The following is a 22,502-nucleotide window of genomic DNA, read 5'->3' on the forward strand; positions in this document are numbered from 1 at the left end:
GCATCATGAAATTTTTATATGAAATCTTTTGCAATTTTATTTACTTGCACTTACAAGTATAATTCAGCAAATAAAATGAATAAAATTTATTATTCATTTCAGCAAACAAAAAATGAAAATACAGTTATTAGCATTGATAGTCATAAATCAATGGGAGTAATTAACTTTCAATATCATTCGCTCTTAAACTATAATGTTAGTTTAGAAGGCGATGAAACGGTGCAGATTAATAATCCGTTAGCATATAATTTTATGCCTATTGTTAATGAATGAATAGCTAAAGTAGAAGATATTATAGTTTCAGAACCAATAACAGAAACTATTTTTTTAAAAAATAATGATTCCACAACTTATGAATATCCTCGTGTAATTAGATCATTATTTTATTTTTATCATCAATTATCAACAATAAATTGAACTCATTTAGAAGACAAAGCTGATAAAGAGATAAGGACAAAAATTATTCAACAGTATGAACGACCTTTATTGGAACCTAGTGCTGTTTCAACAATTAAAGACTATTATTTAACAAATAAAACACCAGTAAAAATTAAAAGTGTATTTCACACCTCTAATATGGTTTATTACTATTTTCAAAAATTTCAAGAAACTGTTAACCTTAGTTCTAGTTCAGCGATTTATTCAAATAGTCAAGGAATAATATTGCCTTTTGAATATCAAAATTGAAGGGGAAACATTAGTACTAAACTTAAAATTAAAACGATTACTACTGATTTAATATTAAATATTAGTCAAAATTTTTTTATTAAAAAATCATTAACGCAAGATTCTAATATTTTGCAAATAGCTATTCCTGCTGATGAAAAAATAATTTATGATTTTGAACAATCATTATTAATTAGTAGTGAACAAGGGGCGCATAAAGTTTTGTTAGGTGGGTAAAGATTTGAATAATTTTGAAAGAAAAGCAACTAAAAATTTATTACCTTTTTACTTGCTGAATTATACTTGTAAGTGCAAGTAAATAAAATTGCAAAAGATTTCATATAAAAATTTCATGATGCTAAGTTTATTTTAGAAAAAGTAAATTTAAGGAGTTTTTATATGGGATACAAACATCTTGGCATAGATGAAAGAATTTATATTGAGAATCAATTGAAATTTAAAGTAAAAATTAGTGAAATAGCTAAAAATCTTAATCGAAGTATTAGTACTATTAATCGAGAAGTTAATAGAAATAAAGATAATAATCATTATTTTTCATTAATTGCACAAAATAAAGCAGAAAATAGAAAACAATTACATGTTTATTTTCATAAATTTAAAAATAGAGAATTAGTAAAATATGTACAACAAAAATTATTATTAGGTTGATCGCCTGAACAAATTTATGGCAGAATTAAAAATTTTCATCAAGAATGAATTATTAGTTTTAAAACAATTTACAATTGAATTTATTCTGGATTACTTGAAAAGGTTACTAGTAAAAATTTAAGAAGAAAAGGTAAGAAACGAAAATCTCAAGAAAATCGGGGTAAATTTAATGGTAAATCCATTAAAGAACGAAATGTTAATAATCGCATAACTCTTGGCCATTGAGAAGGTGATACTGTAGTATCATCACGAGGTAAAAGTAAATCATGTTTAATAACTTTAGTTGAAAGAACATCAAGATTTACTTTAGCAATATTAGTTGAAAATAGAACTACTAAAGTTATTAACAAAAATATTAGTCATTATTTATCAATTCTTCCAAATAATCTTGTTAAGACTATAACATTTGATAGGGGTAAAGAATTTGCTAATTGACAACAACTTGAAAAAAATTTAAATGTGAAAATTTATTTTGCTGATGCATATTCACCTTGACAAAGAGGTACTAATGAAAATACTAATGGTTTAATTAGAGAAAAATTTCCTAAAAAATTTAATTTTTCAAACACTACTAAAAATGCAGTTCATAAATTTATATTGTCTTTAAACCAAAGACCAAGAAAAATACTAAATTATCTTTCGCCAATCGAATATTTGGTTAGAAAAATAATTTAGTTGCACTTAACTTTACAATTTGGCAAATAGAGAATTAGTAAAATATGTACAACAAAAATTATTATTAGGTTGATCGCCTGAACAAATTTATGGCAGAATTAAAAATTTTCATCAAGAATGAATTATTAGTTTTAAAACAATTTACAATTGAATTTATTCTGGATTACTTGAAAAGGTTACTAGTAAAAATTTAAGAAGAAAAGGTAAGAAACGAAAATCTCAAGAAAATCGGGGTAAATTTAATGGTAAATCCATTGAAGAACGAAATGTTAATAATCGCATAACTCTTGGCCATTGAGAAGGTGATACTGTAGTATCATCACGAGGTAAAAGTAAATCATGTTTAATAACTTTAGTTGAAAGAACATCAAGATTTACTTTAGCAATATTAGTTGAAAATAGAACTACTAAAGTTATTAACAAAAATATTAGTCATTATTTATCAATTCTTCCAAATAATCTTGTTAAGACTATAACATTTGATAGGGGTAAAGAATTTGCTAATTGACAACAACTTGAAAAAAATTTAAATGTGAAAATTTATTTTGCTGATGCATATTCACCTTGACAAAGAGGTACTAATGAAAATACTAATGGTTTAATTAGAGAAAAATTTCCTAAAAAATTTAATTTTTCAAACACTACTAAAAATGCAGTTCATAAATTTATATTGTCTTTAAACCAAAGACCAAGAAAAATACTAAATTATCTTTCGCCAATCGAATATTTGGTTAGAAAAATAATTTAGTTGCACTTAACTTTACAATTTGGCATATATAAAAATTTATTTTGTTCTAATACCGTAATTAGTGTTTCTAATTGTGAACCACGATATTCTGCTTGATCACAAGTAACATTATAGACTGCACCACCATTTACTAGACTTGGTACATAACTATAACTAGCTTAATTCAAAATTATATATTCCTGAAATTAAGTTAAATCGTAATCCAAATCTTCTAATCTTATTGCGATAACGATAAACTAGTATTTTAAATCTTTTTAATCTAGCAAAAACATGTTCAATGGCAATTCTAACTTTACTTAAAAAGCTATTATATTCCTTTTTATCTGGATTTAAGGGATTATTTTTACTCTTTTTAATTGGCAATAATGTATTTTTATGAACATTTTGCAAACCTTGATAGCCTGAATCGGCAATTAATTCTAATTTTGGATTTATAAGTGTATTTGATTTTAAAAATAACTTATAATCATGAATACTGCCATAACAAAAATCTACTGAAATAATTTTATTGTTAAATAAATCAATAATTATTTGCGATTTTAATGAATGTTGCCTTTTCTTACCAGAAAATAATAATTTTAGTTTTTTTTAATTCTTTCAATTGGAATTTCTGTAGCATCAATTGCTAATAAATTATTATTAGTAACTTTATGTTCCAATAATATCTTTTTGCCAGGTATATGAAAGTGACTATTTTTTATTAGAGTATTTTCAACTCAAAAGATATTACGAATACAACTAACATGACTAATATTATATTTTTTTGCAATAATACGATATGTACTATATTCTTTTCAGTATTCTAAAGTCATAAGTAATCTTTGCTCTATTGATAATTTATTTGGTCTACCACCAATTTGTTTTTGTTTAGCTTTAGCTTCTTTTAAAATTTCTACCATTTTCATGAAAGTTTTATATTTTATGCCTATTAGACTATAAAATTCATTTTCGTCTTTGTATTTATCTAACATTTGTACTTCACCTAGTAAATAATATTATCAAAATAGTAGATAAAATTAAAGGTTATGTACCAAGTCTACTGTAAAATCTTGTTGCGGATTTTTTTCAATAATTTTTAAATTTAAAATCGTTTTTTCAGCATAGACAAGCGGAAAATAACCATCCGGAGTATATGCAAATTTTGGTTTTTCTTCATTATTCATATAATGCTTAATTGAATCTCATGTTGTTTCTTCGGTAATCCCAAAAATTAACCGAATTCTTTTCTGAGGAATAAAACCTTCATCAACTAAATATTTTAAAGCAAATAAATTTATAATGGCGGGTCCTTTATCATCAATAACTCCCCGACCATAAAGAATATCATTTTTAATAGTTGGTTCAAAAGGAGGAAATTCTCATTTTGATAAATCACCTGGGGGAACAACATCAAGATGACATAAAATGCCAATTAATTCTTTACCTGCACCATACTCAATATATCCATAACGATTTTGTGTGCCTAATTTAGTTTTAAAACCAAGTTTTTTACCTAAATCAATAACATCCTCTAATACTTGATGAACATTTTTTCCATAAGGATATTGTTCATTAACTTCACCATTACTAAATGAAGGTACTTTAATTATTGCTTTAATTTCTTCCAAAGAAGTTTGAAACAAATCATTAAACCGCTGCTCATTAATATCTGATTCCATTTTTTCTTTATCCTTTCTTTTAAAAAATAATAATACTTTAATTTTAACATATTTGTCATATTTTCTAAAATCAGATAGTAAACTAGGTTTTATTTTCAAATTTTGAAAATAAAACCATATTGTAAATAAATAATCTCGGTGCGATTATTTTCAGCACAAATATAAAAAAATATCGTTGATTAACGATATTTTTTAACTATTTAAATTTTTTAATAAATTCATTGTTAGGATTAAAATCTAATTCATCACTTAACTGTTGTAAAATCTTTTCTTGCTGTTTTGAAAGATGCTTTGGAAAAGCAATTTCTATTTTAACAATAATATCACCGCGTTTTTTACTATTTAAAGGATGATAACTTCCCATTTTAGGAATCGTAAAAACAGCATTATTTTTAGTTTTAGGAGGAATTTTAAATTCTACTGTTTTCTCAAATGTTGGAACTTTAATGATTGTCCCTAACATTGCATCAATAAAAGATATTGGAATCGTAATTAATAAATCTAAATCATCACGCTGAAAAAAAGCATGCTTTTGAACTTCAATTTCAATATAAACATCTCCACGAGATTGTCCTTTAAGTCCATAATGACCCTTTTCTTGAACACGCACTTTTTGTCCAGAAAAAATTCCTTTGGGGACATCAAGACTAATGGTTTCTTGTTTAGTAATAAACTTTTTACCTTTACATTGTAAACATTTATTTTTAATAATTTCACCAATTCCATGACAAGAATGACAAGGTCTTTCTTGTCTAATAATTCCTAACATTGTTCTTTGCTCAGTAACTTCAATCCCCCGACCATTACAATTTGAACATTTTACAACATCTCCTGATGTTTTAGCACCTGTTTGATGACATTCATCACAAGGAAAATTAACATTAACTTTAAACTGAATCGTTGTTCCCAAAATTGCATCTTTTAAACTAATAGTTTCGCGATAAAAGATATCTTCACCCTTATGTGTTTGTGAATGTCGTTGTCGCGTTCTTTGACCACCACCAAAAATATCGCCAAAGAAATCACCAAAAACACTACCAATATCACCAAACATATCTTCAAAATTACCAAAACCTTGACCACCACTAAACATATTTGGGTCAGCACTGCCATATTGATCATACATTTGTCGTTTTTGAGAATCAGACAATACTTCATACGCTTCATTAATTTCTTGAATTTTAGCTTCAGCATCACTTTGTTTATATACATCAGGATGATATTGCTTAGCTAACTTACGATAAGCGCGTTTAATATCATCATTGTTCGCATTACGCGATAAACCTAATATTTCATAAAAGTCTCGCTTGTTTTTAGTGCTCATTTTTTAACCCTACCTTGCTCATAAAATAATTCTTACTACAGTGTGTAGTAAGAATCATTCCTAATTTACTTCTTCTCATCACTAGATTCAACACTAGAATCATTAGATTCAGCATCAATAACATCATCTTTTTTATCATTATTTTCTTATTCATTAATTTCTGGAGCTTCAGAATTAGCTTGTTGTTGCATAAACTGTGCTACTTGCATCATCATTTGTTCCAAGTCAGTCATTTTTTTCTCTAAACCAACATAATCTTCTTCTTTAATTAGTTTTTCAATTTCTGCTTTCATATCATTCATCGCTGTTTTTTGTTCTTCAGTCACTTTTTCTTTGCCTTCTTCAATTCCTCGTTCAATATCATGTAAATAAGTTTGGGCTTTATTTACTAACTCAACATTTTTACGACGAGCTTCATCAGCTTCTTTATTAGCTTCTGCTTCTTCAACCATTCTTTTAATATCTGTTTCACTTAAACCTTCATCAGATTTAATTGTAATTGATTGTTCTTTATTATTTTTCAAGTCTTTAGCTTTAACCGCAACAATACCATTAACATCAATTGAAAATGTTACTTCAATTTGTGGTACTCCTCTTGGTGCCTTATCAATTCCTGATAATTGAAAACGACCTAAAGTCTTATTATCACTAGCCATTGGTCTTTCACCTTGTAAAACATGAATATCCACAGCCGGTTGATTATCATCAGCAGTAGAAAATACTTGTGACTTTGATGTTGGAATTGTTGTATTTCTTGGAATTAAAGGTGTCATTACACCACCTAAAGTTTCAATTCCTAATGACAATGGGGTTACATCTAACAATAAAATATCTTTAACATCACCAGCAATAATTCCACCTTGAATAGCAGCTCCCAAAGCAACAACTTCATCAGGATTAATACTACGATTAGGTTCTTTCCCTAATATTTTTTTAACTGCTTCTTGAACAGCTGGAATTCTTGTTGAACCACCCACCAATAAAACTTGATCTAAATCACTAGCTTTTAATTTGGCATCATTTAATGCATTTTCAACAGGTTTTAAAGTTCGTTCAACTAATAATCTTGTCATTTTATCAAATGCTGCTCGTGTTAAGGTTTTTTGTAAATGTACTGGTCCTGATTCATTAGCTGAAATAAATGATAATGAAATTGTTGCTTGTAAACTACCAGATAATTCTTTTTTAGCTTGTTCTGAAGCTTCTTTTACTCGTTGCATTGCCAATTTATCTTTTGATAAATCAATACCAGTTTCTTTTTTAAAGTCAGCAACTAATCAGTCAGTAATTATTTGATCAAAATCATCACCACCTAATTTATTATCACCTGATGTTGCTAACACTTGAAAAACGCCATCAGCTAATTCCAAAATTGAAACATCAAAAGTTCCGCCTCCTAAATCATAAACTAATATTTTTTGCTCTTTATTCACTTTATCAATACCATATGCTAACGCCGCTGCTGTTGGTTCATTAATAATTCGTTCAACTTCAAAACCAGCAATTTTACCAGCATTTTCTGTTGCTTGTCTTTGCGCATTATTAAAATATGCTGGAACCGTAATTACTGCTTTAGTAATTTTTTCACCAAGTTTCTTTTCTGAAAAATCACGCACATAACTTAAAATTTTTGCTGAAATTTCTTCTGGTGTATAGTCTTTACCATTAATATTAATTTTTTCGTCAGTTCCCATTTTACTTTTAATTGAAAAAATAGTATTAATATTCGCTACTGCTTGGTGTTTTGCACTATTTCCAACAAGAATTTCTTCATTTTTAAATGCTACTACCGACGGTGCCGTTCTGGCTCCATCTGGAGTTTCAATTACTCTTGGTTCAGCACCATCCATAAATGCCACACAAGTATTTGTTGTTCCTAAATCTATTCCAATAATTTTTGCCATTTTATTTTTCCTCTTTCATTTCAATATTTTCTTGATTTTCTTCATTATTATTAATCATCTTTTCCTTTGCTACCTGTACGGTGGCAACTCGTAAAACCCGATTATATAAATGATATCCTTTTTGTAAAATTTTAGTAATTTCATTTGGTTGATATTTATCACTTTCAACTTGTTCAATTGCATAATGCAAATGACTATTAAACATATCACCAACTTTAACATCAATCTCAGTAACACCTTCATTAGTTAAAATTACTTTTAATTGATTAATCATCATTTCAAAACCTTGAAGAAAATTTTTAACATCAGCACCAACATTTTTTACATTTAATGCTCGTTCAAAATTATCCATAATTGGTAATAATTGCACAATCATTGCTTGCGAACGATACTTTCTAACTTCTTTGAGGTCATTATCGTATTGTTTTCTTGCATTATCTCAATCAGCTAAAGCACGAATTTTATCATTCTCAGTTGTTTCTAATAACATTTTTAAATTTGTAATTTCTAATTGTAATTTGGTAATATCATCCGTTGTTCCACTAACATCATTTAAATTTTGATTATCAAGTTCTTTTTGTTTATCATTATTCATAATATCTCTTATCCCTTTCTCTTAAAAACTCTCTTCAATTTTGCGTGATATTCAATCTAATAATTCTGACATCTTATCATAATCAATCCGCTTAGGGCCAATTACCGCTAACTGTCCAATTTGCTTATTACCAGTATGATAATCAGTACTAATAACAGCAATATCATCTGTTTGTTTTCCTAGTTCATTGCCAATAAGAATATGAATATTTTCTTGATTATATTCTTGCTGTTCTTTTTCTGTTTTTATAAACTGTTTCCAAGGCGAATAATCTTCAATAAATCGGACAATTTCTTTAATTTTATTAACATCATTAAATTCAGGATTATCTAACATATATTGAAGACCATGTGTTGAATGTTCACGCTTTTTAAAACTAACTAAAGTATTAATAAATGACTGTAAAATATATTCATGTTTCAAAACTTGTTTTTCCAATATTGGTTGTAAAGCTTGCATTTTTTCTTTAATATCTTCTAATTTTGTACCAATTAAACGACTATTAAATAATTCAATCGCTAAAACTAAATCTTGCAAGGTGACATCTTTAATATTAAAAGTCTTATTAACAACATGTCCCTTTTCACTAATAAAAATTGCAACTGCATTTTCTTCACTAATAGGCACTAATTCAATTTTTTTCAAACAATCTTCTTGCGAATTAGAACCAATAACTACTGTAATCAAATTAGTCATCGCACTTAATATTTCAGCTGTTTGTTCAATAATATCTTCAATAGCTAATTGCCGATTAGCAAAAATATTTTCTAATTGTTGCTTAATATCATTATCACCATTACGAACATCCATTAAATTATCAACATAATAGCGATAACCAAGTGATGCTGGTATCCGACCACTAGAAACATGAGTTTTTTCTAATAATCCTGTCTCTTCTAAAAACGCACACTCACTACGAATCGTCGCTGAAGAATAAGGTAACTTATACTTTTCAATTAAGATTTTACTTGATACTGGTTGCGCACTTTGAATATATTCATCAATAATAAACTTCAATATTTCTTTTTGTCTTATCGTTAACATAATTTCATTCCTACTTTTAGCACTTAATCTTGTTTACTGCCAATAATAAAATTATATAACAATTACTAGAAAAATCAATCATTAATTTAACTTTTCCTTACTAGCAATGATAATTTTATCATTCTTAACAGTTAACGAATAAATGCGATTTTCTTTAATATGGTCTTCAATAATTGACTTAGCAAGTAAATTTTCAATATGCTTTTGAATATATCGCTTAATTGGTCGGGCACCAAATTGATGATCATAACCCTCTTTAAGAATTTTTTCTTTAACCTTATTATCAAAAACTAATTTAATATCTTTAGTCATTTCTAAGCGATCATTCAATAATGCTAACTCTTTATCAATAATTTCTTTAATAATCTTTTCCGATAATGAATTAAAAATAACAATTTCATCAATCCGATTAACTAATTCTGGACGAAATGTTGTTTTTAATTTTTGCATTACCAATGCTTTACTGTCTTCTCTTGGTGATAATAAAAATTCCGAACCAAGATTGGAAGTCATAATAATAATTGTATTTTTAAAATCAATTATTTTACCATGCCGATCACTAACTATTCCTTCATCTAAAATTTGTAATAAGATATTAAAAATATCACTATGTGCCTTTTCAATCTCATCAAATAAAATAATACTATATGGATTTCTGCGAACTTTTTCTGTTAATTGTCCACCTTGCAAATAACCCACATAACCCGGAGGGGCCCCAAGTAAATTACTTACCGAATGTTTTTCCATATATTCTGACATATCTAGTCTAATAATATTTTTTTCTGAACCAAATAAATATTCTCCAAGGGCACGAGCTACTTCAGTTTTTCCAACTCCAGTAGGACCTAAAAAAATAAATGAACCAATTGGTCGATTTGGATCTTTAATCCCACTTCTTGCTCTAATAATTGCATCACTTACTAACTGTAAAACTTCATCTTGACCTTTAACTCTAATTCGTAAATGCTTAGTTAAATTAAGTAACTTATGTTTTTCACTTTCAACGAGGCGACTAACAGGAATCCCCGTTCATCTTTCAACAATATTAGCAACATCTTGTTCAGTAACATCTTCTTTTAATAATGCATTAATTTTTGTTTTATTAGTAATCTCATCCAATTTTTTTTCTAATTTTGGTAATAAACCATATTGAATTTCACCAGCACGGTTAAAGTTACCTTTTAATTGTGTTTGTTCCAATTCTGTTTTTAATTGTTCTACTTGTAATCTAGTATTTTTAATTTCATCTAATTGTGCTTTTTCTTCATTCCAAACTAATTCTAAAGAATTTTCCTTCACTTTCAATTTTTCTAATTCTGCAATTAATTCATCTAATCGTTGCTTTGACTTATGATCTTTTTCCTTTAATAAAGCCGCCTTTTCAATTTCCAATTGCATTACTTTTCGCTTCACATCATCAAGCGGAGCAGGAATTGAACCAATTTCTGTTTTAATGTTGGCACACGCTTCATCAATTAAATCAATTGCCTTATCAGGTAAAAATCGATCACTAATATATTTATTAGCTAAATTAGCAGCTGCAACAATAGCATTATCATGAATTCGCACGCCATGATATGATTCATAACGATCTTTTAAACCGCGTAAAATTGAAATTGTATCATCAACAGTTGGTTCTTTAATAAGAACTCTTTGAAATCTTCGTTCTAAAGCACCATCTTTTTCAATATATTCGCGATATTCATCCAATGTTGTTGCTCCCACACATCGCAGTTCACCACGAGCTAACATTGGTTTTAAAATATTTGAAGCATCAATTGCTCCCTGAGTTTTACCCATTCCCACAATTAAATGCAATTCATCAATAAACAAAATAATTTCTCCAGCTGAGGCTTTAACTTTGTTAATAACTGCCTTTAATCGCTCTTCAAATTCACCTTGAAATTTAGCACCGGCAATTATTGATGACATATCCAGTTCATAAATAATTTTATTTTTTAAATTACTAGGAACATCACCCTTAACAATTCTTTGTGCCAATCCTTCAATAATAGCTGTTTTCCCAACTCCGGGTTCACCAATAAGTACTGGATTATTTTTTTGTTTTCGCGATAAAATTTCAATAATTCGTCGGGTTTCATCATCACGACCAATTATTGGATCAGTTTTGCCTTCAATATGCATCTCATTTAAATTACGAGCAAATTTTTCTAAAATCTTAGGATCATTGCTGTAATTAGGTATTTCATTAATTTGCATATTTATCAAACCTCCCCATTTATTTTAGCAGTCTACATACTAGAATGCTGATAAAATAATTATAGTATATTATTTTGGCAGTGTCAATAGTAGATTGCTAATTTTTTGTAGAAACCATATACATATGACAAGATTTTGTTTTCTACAAACTTTTAGGGGGTGTTTTCTTTTGGCAGTAATATTTTGTATTGAATGCGACAGCGAAAGCTATGTCATTGGTAATAAAAATACAGTTGGAATCTGTAATTCTTGCGATTAAAAGGGTTTTTAAATTTTGAAAGGAAAGATAAATTATAAAATATGTCGCTGGTGTTTACATCTATTTAGTGATAAACGATATTTGCATGTTGCTTGTGAGAAAAAATTTATTAATCATATATTAGACTTGGTACATAACCTTTAATTTTATCTACTATTTTGATAATATTATTTACTAGGTGAAGTACAAATGTTAGATAAATACAAAGACGAAAATGAATTTTATAGTCTAATAGGCATAAAATATAAAACTTTCATGAAAATGGTAGAAATTTTAAAAGAAGCTAAAGCTAAACAAAAACAAATTGGTGGTAGACCAAATAAATTATCAATAGAGCAAAGATTACTTATGACTTTAGAATACTGAAAAGAATATAGTACATATCGTATTATTGCAAAAAAATATAATATTAGTCATGTTAGTTGTATTCGTAATATCTTTTGAGTTGAAAATACTCTAATAAAAAATAGTCACTTTCATATACCTGGCAAAAAGATATTATTGGAACATAAAGTTACTAATAATAATTTATTAGCAATTGATGCTACAGAAATTCCAATTGAAAGAATTAAAAAAAACTAAAATTATTATTTTCTGGTAAGAAAAGGCAACATTCATTAAAATCACAAATAATTATTGATTTATTTAACAATAAAATTATTTCAGTAGATTTTTGTTATGGCAGTATTCATGATTATAAGTTATTTTTAAAATCAAATACACTTATAAATCCAAAATTAGAATTAATTGCCGATTCAGGCTATCAAGGTTTGCAAAATGTTCATAAAAATACATTATTGCCAATTAAAAAGAGTAAAAATAATCCCTTAAATCCAGATAAAAAGGAATATAATAGCTTTTTAAGTAAAGTTAGAATTGCCATTGAACATGTTTTTGCTAGATTAAAAAGATTTAAAATACTAGTTTATCGTTATCGCAATAAGATTAGAAGATTTGGATTACGATTTAACTTAATTTCAGGAATATATAATTTTGAATTAAGCTAGTTATAGTTATGTACCAAGTCTATTAAAAAAATTTTAAAAAAAGCCAAATTGTAAAGTTAAGTGCAACTAAATTATTTTTCTAACCAAATATTCGATTGGCGAAAGATAATTTAGTATTTTTCTTGGTCTTTGGTTTAAAGACAATATAAATTTATGAACTGCATTTTTAGTAGTGTTTGAAAAATTAAATTTTTTAGGAAATTTTTCTCTAATTAAACCATTAGTATTTTCATTAGTACCTCTTTGTCAAGGTGAATATGCATCAGCAAAATAAATTTTCACATTTAAATTTTTTTCAAGTTGTTGTCAATTAGCAAATTCTTTACCCCTATCAAATGTTATAGTCTTAACAAGATTATTTGGAAGAATTGATAAATAATGACTAATATTTTTGTTAATAACTTTAGTAGTTCTATTTTCAACTAATATTGCTAAAGTAAATCTTGATGTTCTTTCAACTAAAGTTATTAAACATGATTTACTTTTACCTCGTGATGATACTACAGTATCACCTTCTCAATGGCCAAGAGTTATGCGATTATTAACATTTCGTTCTTTAATGGATTTACCATTAAATTTACCCCGATTTTCTTGAGATTTTCGTTTCTTACCTTTTCTTCTTAAATTTTTACTAGTAACCTTTTCAAGTAATCCAGAATAAATTCAATTGTAAATTGTTTTAAAACTAATAATTCATTCTTGATGAAAATTTTTAATTCTGCCATAAATTTGTTCAGGCGATCAACCTAATAATAATTTTTGTTGTACATATTTTACTAATTCTCTATTTTTAAATTTATGAAAATAAACATGTAATTGTTTTCTATTTTCTGCTTTATTTTGTGCAATTAATGAAAAATAATGATTATTATCTTTATTTCTATTAACTTCTCGATTAATAGTACTAATACTTCGATTAAGATTTTTAGCTATTTCACTAATTTTTACTTTAAATTTCAATTGATTCTCAATATAAATTCTTTCATCTATGCCAAGATGTTTGTATCCCATATAAAAACTCCTTAAATTTACTTTTTCTAAAATAAACTTAGCATCATGAAATTTTTATATGAAATCTTTTGCAATTTTATTTACTTGCACTTACAAGTATAATTCAGCTAATTAAAAAATAAGTTAATACCATTTATTTATTAGAATAATGCATAACTAATAAATAAAATAACTTAGGATGACTTACCTATTAGCATTGAAAAATAGTCAGTTTTTAAATATTTTTAGAAACTATAGCAGTTTGGGAATGTGTTCTGCAATAAAAAAATGATTAAGGTTTAAACTTTACAAAGTTTAAACCTTTTTACTTTACTTTATTAATAAAACAAAAATGAGGATTTAAATCATTTGAATAAGAATGATAAAAAATAACTTCAATAAAGAGTGTGAAACTAACAAATTTTTATGTTTTAATCTTAAAAAATAAAAAAATGCTCTGCCAATAAATTTTAGCAGAGCATTTTTTGTGTTATTTTTTATTACTAAATTGTTTTTCTTGTCCAGTAAAAATTCGATAAATATTTTGATAGTGTCGTAAAATAACAATTAAAACAATCAAACCAACAATTAATTGCGTTCAATAATTAGGCAATAAGTATGAAAAAAATAACTCGGAGTGATTAATTCACATATTTACAGGCAAATTGTTTATTTGCGTAATTCAAGAGCAACAAAAAATAGATATAGCACATATTAATGAGGCAATAGAAACAATGCGAATAGTTAGAAATATTGTTCATCATACAATAGTTGCAATAATGAAATAAATTGGATTAAGAAAAAGTGTAAAGCCTAAAAAGGGTCCAACACCTTTACCACCTTTAAATTTATGATAAATTGGCAAGCAATGTCCGAAAACAGCAAAAACAGCACTAATATAAACTGAGCTTTCACTAAGAGTAAAGCTTGGTGAATTAATTAGTGATAGTAATTTTACAATTGCTAAAACAAGACCAATTTTTAAACCATCTAAAATAAGAATAATTAAACCAAATTTGGTTCCCATAATTCTGGCAGCATTAGTAGCACCGGCATTTTTGGAATAATGGTTACGGACATCAGTTTTAAAATAATATTTACTAATAAGAATTGCTGGTGATAGTGAACCAACTAAATAACCAATAACACATCCCAAGGTTGTCATAATGATTGATGCAGTACTCATATAATCATCTCTTTTCTAATATTAATTATTTAATATTATATTACTATTATAAGGTAATTTTATTATATTATTGTTTAATTTAAAATTTATTGCTTAATTTATAATATAATCATTATATATGGCATAATTCTTATAATAGTTTTAGTCATCAGATATTCAAAGTAACATTATAGAAATTAAGTTTTGTACTTAAAGTAGTAATTTTAGAAAAGGAAGATGGAAAAAATGCAAGAATTAAAAATTTTATCGTTTGATAATAATGAACTTCATTTATATATATGAGATCAAGTCATTAAACCTAAAGGGGTTATGCAATTAGTGCATGGGTCAAGTGAATATGCTTTTCGTTATGATGAATTTGCTAAGTATTTAAATGCTAATGGTTGAATCGTTATTGGTAATGATCTTCGGGGACATGGAAAAACGGTTACTGATAAAGACCACTTAGGATTTTTTAGTGTTAAGGATGGTTGAGATAAGCTGGTATTAGATTTAAAAGTAGTGAATGATTATATTGTTCATAATTATCCCAAATTAGGAATTACAATGTTAGGGCAATCAATGGGTTCATTTTTAGCGCGACATTATGCAACATTATACTCTTATACTATTGAATCATTAGTTATTTGTGCCACAACTTGAAAATCAAAAATGCAATTATGAACTGGTAAATTTATTGCTAAATATTTACAAAAACGACAACCATTACATTCTCCTAGTAATTTTATTAATAATTTAACTTATAAAAAATTTAGTAAGAAAATTAAAGAAAAAGATAATGATTTAGCTTGACTAACTCGTGATAAAAATATTCAAGAAAAATTTAGAAATGATCCCTTAACGGGACAAATATTTACTGCTAGTGCTTTTAAAGATATGTTTACAGGTTTATTGTATATTATGAAAAAGAAAAATATTATTAAAACTCGGAAAACTTTACCAATATTTTTTATTGGGGGAATGAGTGATCCGGTTGGTAATTTTGGTAAAGATGTTGAAAAAACTGCAAGAAAATATCGTCAATATGGTTTTAAAAAAACAAGCATTTTATTATATTCAGGAATGCGTCATGAAATTTTAAATGAAATTGGTAAAGAACAAGTATATCAAGATATTTTAAATTTTATTAATAAGTATAATAGTAAATAATAATTAACAACAATAAAGGGGTGAATTAAAATGCTAAATACCTATGATGAATCTTCAATTCAAGTTCTTGAGGGATTAGATGGTGTTCGTAAACGACCGTCAATGTACATTGGGTCAAAAGATAGGAAAGGGTGGCATCATCTCGCATGAGAGATTTTTGATAATTCGATTGATGAAGCATTAGCTGGATATTGTAATGAAATTAAGATTACTATTAAAAAAGATGATTCAATTATTATTGCAGACAATGGTCGGGGGATTCCTACGGGAATGCATAAAAAAGGAAAATCAACACCAGAAGTTATTTTTACAATGTTACATTCTGGTGGTAAATTTGATGGTAATAGTTATAAAACATCAGGTGGTTTACACGGTGTGGGGGCATCGGTTGTTAATGCGTTAAGTGAATTTTGTTATGTAACAATTTATCGTGATAAAAAAATTTACGAAATTGGTTTTAAAAATGGGGGTCATTTAGCACGACATTTAAAATTAATTGGTAAAACAGTAAAAACTGGTACTGTAGTTCATTTTCGCCCTGATAGTACGATATTTAATAATTTTAAGTTTTCATATTCAATGATTTGTGAGCGAGCTCGCGAGTCAGCATTATTAATTAGTGGTTTAAAAATTATTGTTGTTGATGAACATAGTAAAAAAGAAGAACAATTTTGTTTTACTAATGGCTTAGAAGAATTTGTTAAATATTTAATCGCTGATGAAAAAATTATTAGTCCAATTATGCTTTTAAAAGGTGAAATGGATAATGTTCAATTAGAAGTGGGGATGCAATATAGTAATGCTTATAGTGAAAATATTATTAGTTTTGCTAATAATGTTAAAACTATTGATGGGGGAACCCATGTTGTTGGTTTTCGTACTGCCATAACGAAAGTTATTAATGATTATGCTAGAACAGAAAATCTTTTAAAAGAAAAAGAAAAAAACTTTGAAGGTAGTGATGTTCGTGAAGGATTAACAGCAGTTATTTCGGTACGGATTCCTGAAAATATGATTCAATATGAAGGACAAACTAAAAGTAAATTAGGAACTAATGAAATTAAAAATATTGTTGATAATATTGTCACTAAACAATTTTCTTTTTGATTACAAGAAAATAAGACTGTTGCTTATGAAATTTTAACAAAGATTATTAAAACTAGAGAAGTAAGAGAAGCTACAAGAAAAGCTCGCGAACAAGCAAGAGGACAACGACAATCAAAAGGTTTAAAAGACCGAATGTTAATTGGCAAGTTAGCGCCAGCGCAAAACCGGAATCGTAATAAAAATGAATTATTTCTTGTTGAAGGTGATTCGGCTGGTGGTACTGCGAAAATGGGGCGAGCGCGAAGTTTTCAAGCCATTTTATCTTTAAAAGGGAAGATAATTAATGCTGAAAAATCTAATTTAGCAACATTATTAAAAAATCCTGAAATTAATATGATTACTAATGCTATTGGTGCTGGCATTGGTGAGCATTTTGATTTAGATGATGTTAATTATGATAAAATTATTATTATGACCGATGCTGATGTTGATGGCGCTCACATTCAAATTTTATTATTAACTTTTTTTTATCGTTATATGAAGCCTTTAATGGCTGCGCAAAAGATTTATTTAGCATTACCACCGTTATATAAAATTAGTAACAAAAAATCTAATGAAATTAGTTATGCTTGAAATCAAAAAGATTTATATAAGCAATTAGAAAAACATACTAAAAGTGAAATTCAACGCTATAAAGGACTTGGAGAAATGAATGCCGATCAATTATGAACAACAACAATGAATCCAGAAACTAGACAACTAGTGCAAGTTACTATTGGTGATCGCCATAAAGCTGAAAAAAAGATTATTACTTTAATGGGTGATGATAGTGATAAACGCAAAAAATGAATTGAAGCTAACATTAATTTTACATTAGAAGATAATTTTGTTATTGCTTCATAAAATGAAAGGAGGAATGAAATGAAAAGTAACAGAAATAGTGTGGTTCATGAATTAGATGAAATTGTTGCTGAACGGTTTGGTTTATATGCGAAATATATTATTCAAGAACGAGCATTGCCTGATGTTCGTGATGGCTTAAAGCCAGTGCAAAGAAGAATTTTATATGCAATGAATAATTTAGGGTTATTTTTTGATCGGCCTCACAAAAAATCAGTTCGGGTTGTTGGTGAAGTAATTGGTAAATATCATCCGCATGGTGATGTTCCCATTTATGAAGCAATGGTGCGAATGGCGCAACCTTGAAAGTTAAGAGTACCACTAATTGATGGTCATGGTAATTTTGGTTCCATTGATGGTGATTCAGCAGCGGCAATGCGATATACCGAAACGCGTTTAAATGCAATTTCTAAGTATTTATTACAAGACTTAGATAAAAAAACTGTTGGTTGAACCCCTAACTTTGATGATTCAGAAACTGAACCGACAGTATTACCAGCGTACTTTCCTAATTTGCTTTTAAATGGTTGTATGGGTATTGCTGCTGGTTATGCAACCAATATTCCGCCTCACAACTTATCGGAATTAATTGTTGCCTTAGTTTATCGTCTTAATAATCCTGAATGTTCATTAAAAGAAATTATGAAAATTATTAAAGGGCCTGATTTACCTACGGGTGGTATTATTCAAGGACGGGATGGAATATTAAATGCTTATAAAACTGGTCGTGGTAAGATTATTATTCGTAGTAAAATGGAATTACAAGGGACACCGCGTCATCGAAAATGAGTTATTAAGGAGTTACCTTATGAAGTTGTTAAAAGTGATTTAGTAACGCGAATTGCGGATATTAAAGAAGAACAAAAACTTAGTGGTATTAAGGATATTATTGATTTAAGTGATATGTCAGGAGTTCATATTGAAATTAATTTACAACAGGATGCTGATGCCGAGACAATTCGGAAATATTTATTAAAACATAGTAATTTACAAGTATCTTATAATCTTAATATGGTTGTTCTTGAAGATAACAAACCAATTTGTGCGGGGATATTAAACTTATTAGATGCTTATTTAAAACATCAATTTGATATTGTTCAAAAAAGAACTAAATACGATTTAGAAAAAGCGATTGTTCGTTTAGAAATTGTTAGTGGTTTAATTAAAGTTACAACAATTTTGGATAAGGTTATTGCTACGATTCGTAAATCAACTGATAAGGCTAATGCTAAGAAAAATTTAATTAAAACTTATCATTTTACGGAATTACAATCAGAAGCTATTGTTTCGTTACGATTGTATCGTTTAACATCAACTGATGTTAATGCTTTAAAAGAAGAGGAAAAATCTTTACAAAAAGAAATTAGAACTTGACAAGAAATTATTAAGAAAAAAGAAAAACAAAAAGCTTTGATTATTCAACAATTACAAACTATTTCGCAAGAATTTAATTCGCCACGAAAAACAGTTATTGAGAATATGGTGGAAGAAATTATTATTGAAAAAACAGAAATAATTAATGAAGAAAATATTTTTGTTACGATATCGCGTGATGGTTATATTAAAGTTATTAATGAAAAAGTAGTTGCTAAACAAGATATGAAAGATTATGGCCGAAAACCTTTAGATATTAATGTTGCTTCATTATCAACTACTTCATTAAGTACTTTATTACTGTTTACTAGTCAAGGTAATTATTGTATTGTTCCTTTACATAAAGTAAAAGAAAGTCGTTGAAAGGATATCGGACAGCATGTTAATAACTTTTCAACAATGACGGGTGACGAAAGAGTTCTTGGTGCGATATTAATTAATGATTTTGATATTCAAGACCAATTTGTTATTTTAGCAACTAAGTTAGGATTTATTAAAAGAACTGTTATTAGTGATTTTAAAGCAACAAGAATATCTAAAGCTTTAAAAGCGATTAATTTACAACCCAATGATGAGGTTGTTGGTTTTGATTTAAGTAATGGTAAAAAACAAGTTATTTTAACAACTAAAAAAGGTTTTGTTGTTAGATATGATGAAAATGATATTGCAATTATTAGTGCCAAAGCTAAAGGTGTTAAAGCGATTAATTTAAAAGATGATGATAAAGTTGTATCATTAAATGTTGTTAATGATGAGCATGATAGTTATGTTTCTTTTACTACAGCGGGGGTTAAAAAAATTAAAATTAATAATATTCCTTTACTACATCGTCCAGCGAAAGGGGTTCATTCTTTTAAAATAACTAAAACTATTATTCCCTATGTAATTACATCGTTTGTAATTCCTAATAATAGTAAAGTTCACATTTTAACTAAAAATAATACGATTGAAAATTTTGCCATTAATAAAGTTCATTATGGTCGTTTATTAGAAAGTGTTAGTTATTTTTTAGAGGATGTTAATGTAGAATGAATTCAAGATGACCGTTATTATGATTTAAGAAAGCATAATTTACAATCAGCATCATTAATTTCTTCTTTAAAAAAGGATAAAAAAATATCTAATGCTAATGATCAAATATCATTATCAATGGACGATATTTTAAATGATTAATAAATGAAAGGAAACTTATGATTCAAAAAAGTTTTTTAGAAAAAATAAAACTATATGAATGATTAGTAGAAAAGTCACACAGTTCTAATGATTTAAATAAAAAAGGTATTTATGCTTTATATATTCAGTTGCCAACAGTTAAACTTAATAAACTAATTCCTGTTTATATTGGTCAATCAAAAAATAAAAATGGGATTGGTGAGAGATTTAAGCAACATAAAATTCAGTTAAGCAAACTATTAAAAATGTCACCTCTTGATTATGAAGAGCATATTGAGTCTGGAAAACAAGATGGTAAACATTTTTATAGTAAACTCCATGATTTTGTTAGAAATATTAATGGTAGTATTAATGATATTAAAATTAAATTATTAGAAGAATTTGTTGAACATCCTAATTGTAATGTCAAAAAATGTCAGTGTTTAGATGAAAAAGAACAATGATGAATTAATGAATTTAAAGTCGAATATTTTGGTTTTAATCAATTAGCTTTTGTTATTAATTGACATAAATTAGTAAATTCTTTAAGAAATAATTATTATGATAAATTAGTTAGCAAAAAATTTATTAATGACACGAAAGCGTTAGGGCAAAAAGTTATCGCTAATCATAATGACGAGTATTTACAATATGGTTATTATGATTGCCAAATTGTAAAGTTAAGTGCAACTAAATTATTTTTCTAACCAAATATTCGATTGGCGAAAGATAATTTAGTATTTTTCTTGGTCTTTGGTTTAAAGACAATATAAATTTATGAACTGCATTTTTAGTAGTGTTTGAAAAATTAAATTTTTTAGGAAATTTTTCTCTAATTAAACCATTAGTATTTTCATTAGTACCTCTTTGTCAAGGTGAATATGCATCAGCAAAATAAATTTTCACATTTAAATTTTTTTCAAGTTGTTGTCAATTAGCAAATTCTTTACCCCTATCAAATGTTATAGTCTTAACAAGATTATTTGGAAGAATTGATAAATAATGACTAATATTTTTGTTAATAACTTTAGTAGTTCTATTTTCAACTAATATTGCTAAAGTAAATCTTGATGTTCTTTCAACTAAAGTTATTAAACATGATTTACTTTTACCTCGTGATGATACTACAGTATCACCTTCTCAATGGCCAAGAGTTATGCGATTATTAACATTTCGTTCTTTAATGGATTTACCATTAAATTTACCCCGATTTTCTTGAGATTTTCGTTTCTTACCTTTTCTTCTTAAATTTTTACTAGTAACCTTTTCAAGTAATCCAGAATAAATTCAATTGTAAATTGTTTTAAAACTAATAATTCATTCTTGATGAAAATTTTTAATTCTGCCATAAATTTGTTCAGGCGATCAACCTAATAATAATTTTTGTTGTACATATTTTACTAATTCTCTATTTTTAAATTTATGAAAATAAACATGTAATTGTTTTCTATTTTCTGCTTTATTTTGTGCAATTAATGAAAAATAATGATTATTATCTTTATTTCTATTAACTTCTCGATTAATAGTACTAATACTTCGATTAAGATTTTTAGCTATTTCACTAATTTTTACTTTAAATTTCAATTGATTCTCAATATAAATTCTTTCATCTATGCCAAGATGTTTGTATCCCATATAAAAACTCCTTAAATTTACTTTTTCTAAAATAAACTTAGCATCATGAAATTTTTATATGAAATCTTTTGCAATTTTATTTACTTGCACTTACAAGTATAATTCAGCATATCAAAACCTTTTATGAGAATTTTTATTAATTATTTTTTATAACTAATTCCTCCTTTTTAAAACAAAAAATATCAAAAATGATTCACTTCTTATGTAATATATAAATTATTAATTTTAAATTAAATACCGATGTTGCTAACTTCAAAAATATTTTATCATATTTAAAAAATATATATTCAATATTTATTA

Annotated in this window: 20 protein-coding genes; 9 read left to right on the top strand and 11 right to left on the bottom strand. The window is 27.0% G+C overall.

Going from position 1 to position 22,502, the window contains the following annotated elements:
- The first annotated feature begins 18 nt into the window (after positions 1–18).
- From ACFEL5_RS02840 to ACFEL5_RS02850, 3 genes are all read left to right on the top strand, one after another.
- Positions 19–903 carry a hypothetical protein gene (locus ACFEL5_RS02840; protein WP_375315638.1) on the top strand — a complete coding sequence of 295 codons (885 nt, stop codon included), beginning with the start codon at positions 19–21 and terminating at the stop codon, positions 901–903.
- A 162-nt stretch (positions 904–1,065) separates the two neighbouring features.
- Entirely contained in the window at positions 1,066–2,010 is a 945-nt protein-coding gene (locus tag ACFEL5_RS02845) for an IS30 family transposase (protein WP_338966716.1), read from the top strand.
- A 19-nt stretch (positions 2,011–2,029) separates the two neighbouring features.
- Complete coding sequence (locus ACFEL5_RS02850) at positions 2,030–2,758, top strand: IS30 family transposase (RefSeq protein WP_375315639.1); 729 nt, start codon at positions 2,030–2,032, stop codon at positions 2,756–2,758.
- A 153-nt stretch (positions 2,759–2,911) separates the two neighbouring features.
- Here the strand turns inward: ACFEL5_RS02850 and ACFEL5_RS02855 are convergent, their stop codons facing one another.
- The 8 genes from ACFEL5_RS02855 to ACFEL5_RS02890 form a co-directional block, all read right to left on the bottom strand.
- Positions 2,912–3,334, bottom strand: a complete 423-nt coding sequence (locus ACFEL5_RS02855; RefSeq protein ID WP_342224593.1) for a transposase family protein — start codon at positions 3,332–3,334, stop codon at positions 2,912–2,914.
- Between the two features lie 2 nt (positions 3,335–3,336).
- A complete protein-coding gene (locus ACFEL5_RS02860; protein ID WP_375315019.1) occupies positions 3,337–3,729 on the bottom strand; it encodes a transposase family protein in 393 nt (130 codons plus the stop codon).
- 45 nt (positions 3,730–3,774) lie between these two features.
- The gene (locus ACFEL5_RS02865) at positions 3,775–4,515 is read right to left on the bottom strand and encodes a Sapep family Mn(2+)-dependent dipeptidase (protein ID WP_375315640.1); all 741 of its coding nucleotides are present in this window, start codon (positions 4,513–4,515) and stop codon (positions 3,775–3,777) included.
- Between the two features lie 97 nt (positions 4,516–4,612).
- Positions 4,613–5,740 (bottom strand): molecular chaperone DnaJ, encoded by a 1,128-nt coding sequence (gene dnaJ / locus ACFEL5_RS02870; RefSeq protein ID WP_375315641.1) that lies wholly within the window; start codon positions 5,738–5,740, stop codon positions 4,613–4,615.
- Positions 5,741–5,886: 146 nt separating this feature from the next.
- On the bottom strand, positions 5,887–7,644 hold the full coding sequence (gene dnaK / locus ACFEL5_RS02875) for a molecular chaperone DnaK (RefSeq protein ID WP_375315642.1): 1,758 nt from the start codon (positions 7,642–7,644) through the stop codon (positions 5,887–5,889).
- A gap of 1 nt (position 7,645) precedes the next feature.
- Entirely contained in the window at positions 7,646–8,239 is a 594-nt protein-coding gene (gene grpE, locus ACFEL5_RS02880) for a nucleotide exchange factor GrpE (RefSeq protein WP_338968453.1), read from the bottom strand.
- A 21-nt stretch (positions 8,240–8,260) separates the two neighbouring features.
- Positions 8,261–9,283 carry a heat-inducible transcriptional repressor HrcA gene (gene hrcA, locus ACFEL5_RS02885; RefSeq protein ID WP_215826474.1) on the bottom strand — a complete coding sequence of 341 codons (1,023 nt, stop codon included), beginning with the start codon at positions 9,281–9,283 and terminating at the stop codon, positions 8,261–8,263.
- A gap of 81 nt (positions 9,284–9,364) precedes the next feature.
- On the bottom strand, positions 9,365–11,503 hold the full coding sequence (locus ACFEL5_RS02890) for an ATP-dependent Clp protease ATP-binding subunit (protein ID WP_375315643.1): 2,139 nt from the start codon (positions 11,501–11,503) through the stop codon (positions 9,365–9,367).
- A 448-nt stretch (positions 11,504–11,951) separates the two neighbouring features.
- On the opposite strand from ACFEL5_RS02890, the gene ACFEL5_RS02895 reads away from it, so the two are divergent.
- Together ACFEL5_RS02895 and ACFEL5_RS02900 are read left to right on the top strand one after the other, a co-directional pair.
- Positions 11,952–12,344: a transposase family protein gene (locus tag ACFEL5_RS02895; protein WP_375315019.1), complete on the top strand. Its 393-nt coding sequence runs from the start codon at positions 11,952–11,954 to the stop codon at positions 12,342–12,344.
- Between the two features lie 5 nt (positions 12,345–12,349).
- The gene (locus ACFEL5_RS02900) at positions 12,350–12,769 is read left to right on the top strand and encodes a transposase family protein (RefSeq protein ID WP_375315760.1); all 420 of its coding nucleotides are present in this window, start codon (positions 12,350–12,352) and stop codon (positions 12,767–12,769) included.
- 66 nt (positions 12,770–12,835) lie between these two features.
- On the opposite strand, the gene ACFEL5_RS02905 is transcribed toward ACFEL5_RS02900, so the two are convergent.
- Positions 12,836–13,780, bottom strand: a complete 945-nt coding sequence (locus ACFEL5_RS02905; protein ID WP_338966716.1) for an IS30 family transposase — start codon at positions 13,778–13,780, stop codon at positions 12,836–12,838.
- 469 nt (positions 13,781–14,249) lie between these two features.
- On the bottom strand, positions 14,250–14,945 hold the full coding sequence (gene plsY, locus ACFEL5_RS02910) for a glycerol-3-phosphate 1-O-acyltransferase PlsY (protein WP_342189900.1): 696 nt from the start codon (positions 14,943–14,945) through the stop codon (positions 14,250–14,252).
- A gap of 309 nt (positions 14,946–15,254) precedes the next feature.
- On the opposite strand from plsY, the gene ACFEL5_RS02915 reads away from it, so the two are divergent.
- The 4 genes from ACFEL5_RS02915 to ACFEL5_RS02930 are packed head-to-tail and all read left to right on the top strand — an operon-like array spanning position 15,255 to position 21,274.
- A complete protein-coding gene (locus ACFEL5_RS02915; RefSeq protein ID WP_375315761.1) occupies positions 15,255–16,094 on the top strand; it encodes an alpha/beta fold hydrolase in 840 nt (279 codons plus the stop codon).
- Between the two features lie 30 nt (positions 16,095–16,124).
- A complete protein-coding gene (parE, locus tag ACFEL5_RS02920; protein ID WP_375315644.1) occupies positions 16,125–18,044 on the top strand; it encodes a DNA topoisomerase IV subunit B in 1,920 nt (639 codons plus the stop codon).
- Between the two features lie 18 nt (positions 18,045–18,062).
- Positions 18,063–20,588, top strand: a complete 2,526-nt coding sequence (gene parC, locus ACFEL5_RS02925) for a DNA topoisomerase IV subunit A (protein WP_342189902.1) — start codon at positions 18,063–18,065, stop codon at positions 20,586–20,588.
- 17 nt (positions 20,589–20,605) lie between these two features.
- Positions 20,606–21,274: a hypothetical protein gene (locus tag ACFEL5_RS02930; protein WP_375315645.1), complete on the top strand. Its 669-nt coding sequence runs from the start codon at positions 20,606–20,608 to the stop codon at positions 21,272–21,274.
- On the opposite strand, the gene ACFEL5_RS02935 is transcribed toward ACFEL5_RS02930, so the two are convergent.
- On the bottom strand, positions 21,258–22,202 hold the full coding sequence (locus tag ACFEL5_RS02935) for an IS30 family transposase (RefSeq protein ID WP_338966716.1): 945 nt from the start codon (positions 22,200–22,202) through the stop codon (positions 21,258–21,260). The two genes, ACFEL5_RS02930 and ACFEL5_RS02935, sit on opposite strands and share 17 nt — an antisense overlap.
- Between the last annotated feature and the right edge of the window lie 300 nt (positions 22,203–22,502).

Source organism: Spiroplasma endosymbiont of Tipula paludosa, from assembly GCF_964264785.1.
In the GTDB taxonomy this organism is placed as follows: Bacteria; Bacillota_I; Bacilli_A; order Mycoplasmatales; family Nriv7; genus Nriv7.